The organism is Pseudomonas tremae, assembly GCF_001401155.1.
GTDB lineage: Bacteria > Pseudomonadota > Gammaproteobacteria > Pseudomonadales > Pseudomonadaceae > Aquipseudomonas > Aquipseudomonas tremae.
In genome coordinates this window covers 1-10,850 of the sequence record NZ_LJRO01000220.1, presented here as the reverse complement: position 1 = coordinate 10,850, position 10,850 = coordinate 1, and the positions used below count along the sequence as shown (strand labels likewise).

The window sequence follows — 10,850 nt, the reverse complement described above, 5'->3', positions numbered from 1 at the left end:
TCCGGGTCCTCGACCGGTTGTTCCGGTTCGGGTGGCGGCGGCGGGGGAGGTGGCGGAGGTGGTGGCTCGGGCGGCGGCGGTTCCGGCGCGGGCGGTGTCGGGCTGGTCAGTTCGATAGTCATTTCCGGAACTTGCGGCGCAACTTCCGGCACGGCTGGCTGGGCAGTTTGCATGGTCCACCAGATCACCCCGTGAATAAGTACTGACGCAGCAATCAATACCATTACTTGCGGCCTGTTAAAGCCGCCCGGGCGTGACGTATTGGCGTTGAAAGGGATGCCCTGCCACGCCGTCGAAGTATCATCGGGCGAGGGGGAAGGGACCGCTTTCATTATTACCGCATCATTCATTAACGCTCCCTCGGGTAGTTGAAGGGCAATAAAAAGCCGTTCGAATATTCCATGAATATTCGAGTGTGGTTATCCGCACGTTAATCAGGTGCATGACACCGCTGAACCTGCACACGGTGCAGGTTCACAGAGGGTGGCGCGTTCTAAACTATGGCGTTCCCATTGCTGATCCTTGTTTTCTTATCGTCATGTACGCGCACGTACAGTCGTGTTCCTGAGTGGATGCATTGCAACCGTTGTGCCAGAAGGCTCATGGGCTGCACGTTGATTACGCTTGCGCGTCGCATTCCTGCAACTATTTATCGAATACGGCGCCACGATCACTAAATACTGACTTTGAGGCTGATCCTTTAACTAAATCCTGGGGTGAAACCAGCCCCTCTGACTGTTCAGACGAATTGGAAAAGCATGACCTGCGGGTCACTTTTCGGTATGCACCAATAAAGGATGCACGTGTTCAGGTTGGTGCGTTAGTTGGTTGTTTGTTCTGGGCGGTCCCCTCGGGTGTCGGCGATCGATAAAGTTCTGGAATAAATAGCCACGTAAATAAGATGGCCAACAGGGACGAGTCCCGATAAAAAGTGTTCGACAATTTTTGCTGGTTAGTTGCGGAAACTGTCAGTCAGACAGGCACTACACTTTTAGTGCGCGCACAGTTACCCGCAGCCCTGATCAATCAATCAGAACGTCCTAAGGCAGGCGCGAATTCGCTTACGTAAAAAAGTGTCGGGTGTTCAATAAAAGACCGACGGGTACGGCAAAAGATGAAACCGGTGGGCGCGGCTGGTCGACGTCAAACACTAGCGCGAGGGCTGGTCGTCGGTGCGGCACGGGTCTTGAACGGTACTCATTTGTCACAGCTAGATTCCTTTCCTGGCGAGGCACGAGACTTTTGATCTGTTGCCTGCACTGTTAATGGACGCGTCGGCATCCGAAAACTGCACGTTGGTGCGTGTAAGCACCCCTTTGAATGCAGTGAGCACCATTGGTTGATGGCACGACAGTTCCACTTGAAAGAACTGTGCCAATTTGTGTCTTTTTGTATCTGGAGAGGTACATTTTCATGAAAAGCGCGCGGCAGGCTGCCAGCCAGGCAGCCTTTGCGGGCTTCAGACAGGAGGAAATGCGAGGGGGGGAGCCACTACGGGATGAGCGGCTCGAAGCGTAGTGCTCTGACTACCAGAACGTAGCAGGTGCGCTGAGCGCCTTGCTGAAAACCTCGATGGCGCGCTCTACATCTGCCTGCGTGGTGTAACGGCCAAGGCTGACGCGAACGCTGGCCAAGGCTTTCGCTGAATCCATACCCAGCGCAAGCAGCACATGCGAGGGCGCGTTGCTGGCCGAGTTACATGCCGACGTCGAGGACAGCGCCAGGCTGTGTGACAACTGCGAGCTGCTGAAACCACTGCGGGTGATGCACAGGTTCAGGGTGTGCGGAATGCGTTGTTCCGGACAGCCATTGAGTTGCACATCCGGTAAGGCCAACAACCCTTCACGCATGTGATGGCTCAGTTCCTCGATACGACGATTCTCGGCATCGGCCTGACTGATCGCCAGCGCAAACGCTGTGCCCATGCCGACGATCTGATGCGTTGCCAGCGTGCCTGATCGAAAGCCCCCCTCGTGCCCGCCACCGTGTATCTGCGCCTGAAGCAGCGAATGCGCGCGCGGTCCTACATACAGAGCGCCGATACCTTTGGGGCCATAGGCCTTGTGCGCAGAAAATGACATCAGGTCCACGTCGAGCCTGGACAGATCGACCTTCACCTTGCCCACTGCCTGCGCAGCGTCCACATGAAATAGCGCCCCGTGTTCACGCACGATAGCGCCAATGCTGGCGATATCGGTCAGTGTGCCCAACTCGTTGTTCACCAGCATCAACGAGACCAGCAGTGTGTCTTCGCGCAGGGCAGCCTGTACGGCGTGAGGCTGGATCAGGCCTTTGGCGTCCGGTTTCAACCAAGTGACAGGAAACCCCTGACGCTCCAGCGTGCTGACTGTGTCTAGCACCGCCTTGTGTTCCAGAACGCTGGTGATGATGTGCCGACGCTGCGCTGTACTGTCGTGAGCAATGCCCTTGATCGCCAGGTTGTTCGACTCGGTGGCACCGGATGTCCAGACCACGGTATCCGCTGGTGCGCCCACCGCGTCAGCCACCTGGCGGCGCGCCTGCTCGACCGCCTGACGCGCAACCTGACCGTAGCCATGCCCGCTGGACGCCGGATTACCGAAATGACCTTCGCGGCCCATGCAGGCAACCATGGCTTCGATAACCTGTTCATCGACAGGCGTGGTAGCGGCGTAATCCAGGTAGAGCGCAGAGGTGGTCATGGGCAATTCACTTTGTAATCGAGTCAGAGTCAAGGGCCAGCCTCGCAAGGCTGATGGCATAAAAGGTTACTGATCCCGAGGCGAAAATTTTTTGATATTTCCCTGAATGTCGGCAGCGGATGTGAAAAATTATTCGCTTATGGTTAGATTAATGCGATTAAAAATTCTATGATCACTGACATGCAGTAATCTCGTTCCTCACGCTCCATTGCCCGGCGTTATACGCAAGTCATGAAAAGCCCGCAAATAGGGCTGATACCCCAGCTTCTTGTGGAGTACATGTCCCTGTGGGAGTGAGCTTGCTCACGAGGCTGAGCGCATGGCGTGAGGAACGATCAGTATCAGTACCGACTTGAATCAGGAATCACTTATGGACAAGTTTGACCGGGCAATCCTCGACATCCTGCAAACCGACTGCACGCGCTCGGTCGCAGACATTGCCGAGCGCATCGGCCTTGGCAGCACGGCGTGCTGGCGACGCATCCAGAAGCTGGAAGAGGCCGGCATCATCGACCGCCGCGTCGCCCTGCTCAATCCGCACCGACTGAATGTGTCAGTCAGCGTCTTCGCCGCGATTCGCACCAACCAGCATAACGCCGCATGGCTAGAACAGTTCCACGCCGCCGTGGGTGACCTGCCTGAAGTGGTCGAGTGCTATCGCATGGCGGGTGACACCGATTACATGTTGCGCATCGTAGTCGCCGATATCGCGGGTTACGACGCTATCTATAAACAGCTGATCAGCATTCCCGGTATCAGCGACGTGAGCTCCAGTTTTGCAATGGAACAGATAAAGTTCACCACCGGCCTGCCACTGCAATATGCATCGTTTAGCGGATGAACGACGCCACGCTCGTCAATTGAATCGAACCCTTAGCCTCCTGCTGCGTCCACTTTCTTTGGCAAACCAAAAGGTGGCTGACATGACGACCGATCCGATACTCACAAACAGCGTCCCGAAAGAAGACCCTGCCAGCGCCATGCTGGGCCAGTACGACCGCGAAGCCGATCCTGTTCTCGCCATGAATGCGAACACGCCAGGTGTCGGTTCGGCACAGGGTGACGAAGTGAAGAAGCGCACCGAGCACGAAGAGGCTTATGAGGATGATGAGCCGGAAGTGTATTCGGACGATCCGGATATTGTGGCGGATGAGGGCGGCGGCGTTTCGCCTGGTTAACAGCCAAGCGTTTCCTGCTCTACTCCTGACGCATTATGTGCTCGAGAACATCCGGCGGTGCCTTGCCATCTTCAAGGCCCGCCGCTGCCCGATCTATTCATCACTACAAATATCTCCGCGCGGTTCTGGCTTTGCTCTTATTCCATTTTTCGGCGTGGATTTCAGTGCTTTAGTTATATAAACGTTGATTTATCAAGAAAGATTTAGTCCCGCCGATAGGTTTAAGGACTCTCGAAAACCAGAGCGTGGTGACTGTTTTTCAAGGCTCTAAGTTTTCAAGGCTCGTCGTCTGGGCGCGAGTGTTTACCCGCTCACCGCTGCTTTCGTGGATCGAAACCAGATTTAAACGGTGACGCAGGAATTGCACGACTATTCTTTCAGCCTGTGGGGCGAATCATGAAAGGGCGAGGCAAAAAAGCAGCCTCGTAGTGCTCGCCTCAAGCCCTTAGGGTTTCTGAATGGCACTGACCATTTAACGATGATGGATAATCAATGAACCTGATAAATCGCACCAGTTTCGCTAGCAAACTCATGGCTTCGTTCATCGCCTGCGCCATCATCACGCTGATTGTGGGCGGTCTCGGCATGCTCGGGATCAACCGGCTGTCTTACGCGCTGCAGCAGACGTTCTCGAATAACCTGGTCTCGGTCGCCAGTACAAACGAGACCCTGACCGCGCTGACGACTCACAACCGGGGCCTTTATCGTTTGCTCGATGCCAAGGACAAGCCCACCGCAGAAAAGATGCGTAACAGCATCAATGGCGAAATGGAACGCGCTCAGAAAGTTTATGCGGTCTACCGGGCTACTCCGCTGGAAGATGATGAGCGTGTCGCTGGCGATCAATACGACGCCGTAATGCCGGGTTATATCGCTGCCGCCCAGAAAATCTTCGCACTGCAGGATGCCGGTAATCTGGAGGAGGCTCGCAGTCGACTGAACGAGCTGGCGGAAGGCGATTTCAACAAAGCCCGTGGCTATCTCCAGATAATGACGGACTCCAATAAACGTCAGATCAAAGAAGGCGCGGAGGAGGCTGACAAGCTGCAGAGTACTTCGGTCACGATGTTGTCGGTCGGGGTTGTCATCGCATTTCTGGTCGCAATCATGCTGGGCATCATGATCACCCGCATGATCACCCGACCACTGAAAACAGCGATCGAAGTTGCCCAGCGCATCGCCTCAGGTGATCTGACCCAATCAATTTCCAGTACGCGTGGCGACGAGGCAGGGCACTTGCTCAATGCGATCGGCACCATGCAAGGCAGCCTGAAACGAACGATTCAGGAGATTTCCAGCGCATCTGACCAACTCGCTTCCGCTGCCGAAGAACTTGGTGCTGTGACGGAAGAAAGCACGCGCGGCCTCACACGGCAAAATGACGAGATTCAGCAAGCGGCTACGGCGGTCAACGAAATGACTGCCGCGGTAGAAGAAGTGGCCCGAAATGCGGTGTCCACGTCAGATGTCTCCAAAACGCTGGCCAGCGATGCCGTTGATGGGCGTGGGCAAGTGGATGACACGGTCAGAGGCATCGGCACGATGGTCAGCGAGATCACCGAGTCCACGGGTTCTGTCACGACGCTTGCCGGCCATGTGCGGGATATCAGCAAGGTCCTTGAGGTTATCCGCAGCATCGCGGAACAGACCAACCTGCTTGCACTCAACGCTGCTATCGAAGCGGCACGTGCCGGCGAACAAGGCCGAGGCTTTGCAGTCGTGGCCGATGAAGTCCGCGCGCTGGCTCACCGGACCCAGGCGTCGACGGTGGAAATCGAAGGCATGATCGGCACCGTGCAGTCCGGTGCCGACGGCGCGGTGGCTGCCATGAGCAAAAGCCTTGCGACCGCCACAAACACCCAACAGCTGGCGCAGCGCGCGGGTGCCGCACTGGAGAAAATCACCGGTGGGGTGGGGACGATCAACGAGCGCAACATGGTCATCGCTTCTGCGTCCGAAGAGCAGGCCCAGGTTGCACGCGAAGTGGATCGCAACCTGGTCAACATTCAAGAATTGAGTGCGCAGTCGGCAGCGGGTGCCAATCAGACCAGCGCATCCAGCCAGGAATTGTCGCGTCTGGCCACGTCGTTCAACACGCTGGTTGCACAATTCAAACTTTGATTCGCCGATAAAAAGTATCTCCCGTTCGCAGCGGGGGAATACATTCGGTTATCTAAGAAGCGGCAACAGTTGCAGCGTTTTTAGCTGACTTTGCCTTTCCCATATCAGGGACGAGAGGCTATCTCGTCCAGATGGTTCAGCAGGTCCAATGGGTCCTCGTAAACCCTCAGCGCGCCCGCCCGCTCAAGCTCGCCAATGTCATAGCCACCTGAAAGCAGGCCCACGCCAGTTGCCTTACAGCGACGTGCCGCCAGCATGTCCCAGATGGCATCACCGATCACCAGACACTCGTCGATAGGCGCCTGTATTTTCTCCGCTGCCGCCAGAAACAGATCCGGGTCAGGCTTGCCGTAACTGACGTCATCACGATTAACGATGTTGATCTTATTGATGTCCAGTTTCAGCGCCTTCAAGTTGATCGTCGCCGTATCAAGCCCACCGCTCGTGGCGATGCACCACTTGAGGTTTTCCTTGTCGAGCGTCTCAAGCAACTCGATGGCGCCAGGCAGCGCAATGATCTGACCCTGAAGCCGCTCATACGCCCGAGCATGCTTTTCGCTGAGCCGTTCGGCCTGTTCTTCGCTGATGTTCAAACCAGTCTCACGTGACAACGACTTCAACATCAGCCCACCGCTCATGCCGATCTTGCGGTGAATACGCCACATCGCGAGCGGGATATTTTCTGCGTCCAGAGCTTCTTTCCAGGCGGCGACGTTCTGGTAGACGCTGTCAGTCAGCGTGCCGTCGAGATCGAAGATGAAGGAGGTTTGGGGTCTCATAGGGTTACTCTTTTTGAATTCGGATTGACCAACTGGCGAGGTCCGGAGCTTTGTGCTCGACACCTGTTTGGGGTGTCGGGAGTAAGGCGATCATCGCTGAAGCGACGGCTGTACCGGGGCTCCAGATAAGTCGTTGCCAATTGACGGGAAAGGGCTGATTTTTTGAGGTCAGATACTTTCTGAGTGCGTGGTGGGATGGCGGTTCGATCTTTCGGGCAGAGGGCAGCCTGGTAGCAGAAAAGCCTGAGGACTCTCCAGCCGCGTTAACGCTGTAAGTAACTCTCCACCAGCGCCTGAACTCGCTCCGCGTCATCAGTGGCAACCGGGTTATAAACAATCATCGACAGATCGGGCCTGCCGTCCACCGCGAAGCTCGAATACTCCAGCTCAATCAGCCCATGATCCGGATGCCGCAGGCGTTTGGTGCCTTCGCCCTGTGAGCGCACATCGTTGTCGCGCCATAACGTCGCGAAATCGACGCTTAGTGTGCAGAGCTCGTCAGCGAGTTCGTGAAGTTCCGACGCGGCCCCGGCACGTGTGGCGTCTGCTCTGAATGCGGCGACTATAAAGCGCGCGACGGCATACCAGTCATCCTGCTTGGCCCGCGTGGCGGAGTTGCAAAACATCAAACGCATGATGTTTCGCTGCTCTGGGGGCAGCAGGCTGTAGTCAGTAAACACGGCCGCCGCAGCGTTGTTCCAGGCTAGAACATCCCATGTGGCTGTCCTGATAAAAGCAGGGCTGAACGCGAGCGTATCCAGAATGCGTTGCAAGCGCGGCGACACACTTTCAGGCGCGCTGTAGAGAACTTCGGGCAGATGACCAAATGCAAGCATGAACAAGTGTTCCCGCTCGGGTTTGGTCATCAAGAGACTTTGCGCGATCCGTCCGAGGACTTGGGCAGACGGTGATCCACCACGCCCCTGTTCCAGCCATGCGTACCACGTCGCGCTGATATTGGCGCGTTGGGCAACTTCTTCCCGACGCAAGCCTGGCGTACGACGACGCGTTTGGGAAAGACCCAGACTCGCAGGGTCCAGACGAGCCCTACAGTCCTTCAAATACTTTCCCAGCGAGTTCGTCATGATGATCCTGTTGGTTTTTATACCCTGATAACGTCACGTCTTTTACCGGATAAACGTTACGCGCACTCTGGCGACTTAAGCAAAGAGAGATTTTAATATGCGCGTATTTATAACCGGCTCCACAGGCTTTATTGGCACTCAGGTCATCCGGGAACTGATCAACGCAGGCCACCAAGTAGTGGGGCTGACACGTTCAGAGGAGGGGGCTCGAGCTCTACTTGCCCTAGGAGCCGAATTCCATCGCGGAGATATCGAAGACCTGTCCAGCCTTCAACGTGGCGCAGAAAAGTGCGACGCGGTGATTCACACAGCCTTTGATCACAACTTCGCGCGCTTCGTCGTCAACTGCCAGAATGACGCTCGCGTTATCGACGCATTAGGTTCTGCGCTGGAAGGCTCGAATCGCCCTTTGGTTATCACCTCCAGCACGGCGATGGGCTCTTCATCACTAGGGCCGGCCGCAGATGAAGATCATTTCGATCCGATGCATTCCAACCCCCGGGTCGCGTCGGAACTCGCCGGGCAGGCGTTGCTGCAACGCGGCGTCAACGTAGTGGTCATGCGCCTCTCGCAGATTCACAACCCCGTCAAACAAGGCTTGGTCAGCGAAGTCATCAAGCACGCGCAGAAAAAAGGATGTTCGGCCTATATTGATCGGGGCCTGAATCAATGGTCCGCAGCGCCCCTTGAAGATACGGCGCGCCTCTACCGCCTCGCTCTGGAGAAGCATCGACCGGGGGCTCGTTATCATGCGACTGCCGAATCAGGCATCGCTTTTCGCCTGATTGCCGAGGCTATTGGAGAACGCCTCGGTCTGCCCACTTTGGCCGTGCCCGCCCATGAGGCTGCCGCGCACTTCGGCTGGCTGTCGACATTTGTGGGCAAGGACATGATCAGCCTGAGTCACAAGACACGCGAGCGCTTGGGATGGCAGCCCGATGGGCCAGGTTTGATTGAAGATTTGGAAAGTTGTTTGAAGGGTTAGTGGCCGCAGTCGGCATTACCACTCGGCAAAAAAACCGAATTGTTATTAACCTGCTCAGACTGATGATCGTAGGCACAACGATATTGGCGCGTTGCGCTCGCGATCCGGAAAGGCGTTCAGTGCAGGAACTGGCAGTAAGCGGCACAAAGAGCATGCTGCAAACTGACTCGGGTATGCAGAGCGTCCTGAAAAAGTACGCCAGCCTCGATGCCAAAGGCATAGAAAAGACCTTACTCGAAGAGGCTTGCCAGCAGCCGACCATCGCTGATGCAGACAAAGGCGTGTTGGGTGATATGAAGTGCGACAGTTCACCGAACGCTTTGGTATCGGGTGTCACCAGCCATTGAAACAATGGTGCAGAGCGCTGCCGAAACATTGCCCGCGACTGTCTATACGGCTGAGGGAAAAGGACCGTTTCCGGTGTTGCTGTATTTTCATGGTGGAGGCTGGGTAATCGCTGGCCGCCATCTATACGACGGTGGTGCTCTCGGCGCCGCTGCGGTGATGGAGAAAGTTCAGGAGGCTCAGCAATATGCGGGTCAGCGCCTTAGAGCGAGTTTCGCTAATTAAGGATTGAGTGCAGGGGCCCGGGTTCAGGTCGAGTTTTGATCTGTTTGCCGGGGTACTCGCGCAAATAGCCTAGTGTGAGCGAGGATGCGGTCAAACGACCACATCCTCAAACAGCATTTATTTAGGACTTGGGCCAAACCGATTAGGGCCTGGATGGCCTTCTTGAATCAGGAACACGAGGTTGGCGATCGGGACCAGCAACCACCAGCCACTGCGGTCGGTGTCGTGCAGCCTGCGAACACCCACTGCAACACCTGGGACCAAGACGGCCAGGGAGTACAGGTTAGTGAGTATGCCGCCATCGCCGAACAGTCCGCCGACAAAGCCGATGACCATCGAGATCAACACGTTGAACAGGAAAAACATCCAGTATTCTTTTCTGCGTGCCCGACCGGTAAATACGGCATATTTTTTCAGAACTTCGAAATACCAGTTTCCTGAAGGTGGGGTATCTGTATTTGTACCGGCAGGTGAAATGACCAGCTGCGGTGCTCCACAATGCGGGCACGTGTCAGCGTCGTCACTGATTTCTTTTGCACAACCACGACAAAATACCATCTCAATTCTTCCCTAAATCAGTTAGCAATTAATCCAATGAATATCAGTAGCGACACGGCGGATAGAACAGTCCCCGCAATCGCCAACCCGTTACCGGGTTTCTTTTTGTTGATGCTGATGACGCCCAGAACAAGCCCGGCTATTGAGAACATACCGAGCCCGACAATGGTGTCCAAGTCCCACTCGCCGTCGTCAAACAGGGCCAGCGTGCAGACGATGCTCAAGACCAGAGAGGTGATAGCCATCCACGGAGAGCCTGCGTCGCGCAGCTGTTTTGCGGGTATTGCGGAGATTTGACTGGCGCCACATTGTGGGCAACTGAGCGCCGTTTCATGTATTTCCTTTGCACAAGCACGACAGAAGACCATCGCCATTATATTTCCCTATATCAAATAGCGTTCACGCCACGAGCAAGCGTTTAGACGCCGTGAAATTCTGGGGTAAAACGTTGGTGCTGCCAAGGGTTAAACTGTTTATTTATGAGAACTGGCTACGATACGACGTTTTGAGGGGAATGAGGCAAGTGTTTCGCTCATGGTCGGTGAGGCTGTCAATGGAGTGGGTGAAGAGAAACACTTGGCGGATTAATGCCGAGTACTGGATGCAGAGGTTTTTATCGTCGGCGCTTTAAATTACGAGGAGCTAGTTATACAAGGCATGGCTCTTGTTGTGTTGGTGTGCGATGGAGTTGAGGTTTTAGAGCTTTTTAGACAGTTCGCTCGTGCTTTAAAAGAGCCAGAGTTCTGGAAGATTTTATTGAAGAGCTCGTGAGAGTTGATTCACTAGAAATGGTCGTTTTCTTAGGTTTTGTACGAAAAGTCGGTAGGGGTAGAATTGCCGCCATGATTGGCTGGAGGCCTGCATGGCAAAGCGTTACGAACTCTCCGACGCAT

The 10,850-nt window shown here is 55.3% G+C and carries 10 protein-coding genes and 1 pseudogene; 5 read left to right on the top strand and 6 right to left on the bottom strand.

Translation table 11 applies throughout. The features are described from left to right. Together ALO43_RS31495 and ALO43_RS15545 are read right to left on the bottom strand one after the other, a co-directional pair. A pseudogene (locus tag ALO43_RS31495) lies at positions 1 to 350 on the bottom strand (energy transducer TonB); the annotation flags it as partial. 1,176 nt (positions 351 to 1,526) lie between these two features. Beyond that, positions 1,527 to 2,681 (bottom strand): cysteine desulfurase family protein, encoded by a 1,155-nt coding sequence (locus tag ALO43_RS15545; RefSeq protein ID WP_054997771.1) that lies wholly within the window; start codon positions 2,679 to 2,681, stop codon positions 1,527 to 1,529. Between the two features lie 370 nt (positions 2,682 to 3,051). On the opposite strand from ALO43_RS15545, the gene ALO43_RS15540 reads away from it, so the two are divergent. The 3 genes from ALO43_RS15540 (at position 3,052) to ALO43_RS15530 (ending at position 5,980) form a co-directional block, all read left to right on the top strand. After that, complete coding sequence (locus ALO43_RS15540) at positions 3,052 to 3,522, top strand: Lrp/AsnC family transcriptional regulator (RefSeq protein WP_054997770.1); 471 nt, start codon at positions 3,052 to 3,054, stop codon at positions 3,520 to 3,522. An 82-nt stretch (positions 3,523 to 3,604) separates the two neighbouring features. Further along, positions 3,605 to 3,859, top strand: coding sequence for a hypothetical protein (locus ALO43_RS15535; RefSeq protein WP_005887873.1), 255 nt, complete (start codon positions 3,605 to 3,607; stop codon positions 3,857 to 3,859). Between the two features lie 492 nt (positions 3,860 to 4,351). Beyond that, entirely contained in the window at positions 4,352 to 5,980 is a 1,629-nt protein-coding gene (locus ALO43_RS15530) for a methyl-accepting chemotaxis protein (protein ID WP_054997769.1), read from the top strand. Positions 5,981 to 6,084: 104 nt separating this feature from the next. On the opposite strand, the gene ALO43_RS15525 is transcribed toward ALO43_RS15530, so the two are convergent. Both ALO43_RS15525 and ALO43_RS15520 read right to left on the bottom strand, forming a co-directional pair. After that, entirely contained in the window at positions 6,085 to 6,759 is a 675-nt protein-coding gene (locus ALO43_RS15525; protein ID WP_005887877.1) for an HAD family hydrolase, read from the bottom strand. Between the two features lie 263 nt (positions 6,760 to 7,022). Further along, positions 7,023 to 7,844, bottom strand: coding sequence for a helix-turn-helix transcriptional regulator (locus tag ALO43_RS15520; protein ID WP_024671415.1), 822 nt, complete (start codon positions 7,842 to 7,844; stop codon positions 7,023 to 7,025). A gap of 97 nt (positions 7,845 to 7,941) precedes the next feature. Here ALO43_RS15520 and ALO43_RS15515 point away from each other — a divergent pair, with 97 nt between their 5' ends. Further along, the gene (locus tag ALO43_RS15515; protein WP_054997768.1) at positions 7,942 to 8,829 is read left to right on the top strand and encodes an SDR family oxidoreductase; all 888 of its coding nucleotides are present in this window, start codon (positions 7,942 to 7,944) and stop codon (positions 8,827 to 8,829) included. Beyond that, the gene (locus ALO43_RS15510; protein ID WP_054997767.1) at positions 8,829 to 9,176 is read left to right on the top strand and encodes a hypothetical protein; all 348 of its coding nucleotides are present in this window, start codon (positions 8,829 to 8,831) and stop codon (positions 9,174 to 9,176) included. The genes ALO43_RS15515 and ALO43_RS15510 overlap by 1 nt, the downstream gene beginning before the upstream one ends. Positions 9,177 to 9,516: 340 nt before the next feature. Here ALO43_RS15510 and ALO43_RS15500 read toward each other — a convergent pair whose 3' ends face one another. Together ALO43_RS15500 and ALO43_RS15495 are read right to left on the bottom strand one after the other, a co-directional pair. Next, entirely contained in the window at positions 9,517 to 9,957 is a 441-nt protein-coding gene (locus tag ALO43_RS15500) for a DUF805 domain-containing protein (protein ID WP_024671413.1), read from the bottom strand. 17 nt (positions 9,958 to 9,974) lie between these two features. Then, complete coding sequence (locus ALO43_RS15495; protein WP_054997765.1) at positions 9,975 to 10,331, bottom strand: DUF4190 domain-containing protein; 357 nt, start codon at positions 10,329 to 10,331, stop codon at positions 9,975 to 9,977. Between the last annotated feature and the right edge of the window lie 519 nt (positions 10,332 to 10,850).

What these genes read in the sequence shown, in the direction of transcription:
- ALO43_RS15530 (WP_054997769.1), top strand. Translation starts at nt 4,352, where the DNA reads ATGAACCTGATAAATCGCACCAGTTTCGCTAGCAAACTCATGGCTTCG.
- ALO43_RS15535 (WP_005887873.1), top strand. Translation starts at nt 3,605, where the DNA reads ATGACGACCGATCCGATACTCACAAACAGCGTCCCGAAAGAAGACCCT.
- ALO43_RS15525 (WP_005887877.1), bottom strand. Translation starts at nt 6,759, where the DNA reads ATGAGACCCCAAACCTCCTTCATCTTCGATCTCGACGGCACGCTGACT.
- ALO43_RS15520 (WP_024671415.1), bottom strand. Translation starts at nt 7,844, where the DNA reads ATGACGAACTCGCTGGGAAAGTATTTGAAGGACTGTAGGGCTCGTCTG.
- ALO43_RS15515 (WP_054997768.1), top strand. Translation starts at nt 7,942, where the DNA reads ATGCGCGTATTTATAACCGGCTCCACAGGCTTTATTGGCACTCAGGTC.
- ALO43_RS15545 (WP_054997771.1), bottom strand. Translation starts at nt 2,681, where the DNA reads ATGACCACCTCTGCGCTCTACCTGGATTACGCCGCTACCACGCCTGTC.
- ALO43_RS15540 (WP_054997770.1), top strand. Translation starts at nt 3,052, where the DNA reads ATGGACAAGTTTGACCGGGCAATCCTCGACATCCTGCAAACCGACTGC.
- ALO43_RS15500 (WP_024671413.1), bottom strand. Translation starts at nt 9,957, where the DNA reads ATGGTATTTTGTCGTGGTTGTGCAAAAGAAATCAGTGACGACGCTGAC.
- ALO43_RS15495 (WP_054997765.1), bottom strand. Translation starts at nt 10,331, where the DNA reads ATGGCGATGGTCTTCTGTCGTGCTTGTGCAAAGGAAATACATGAAACG.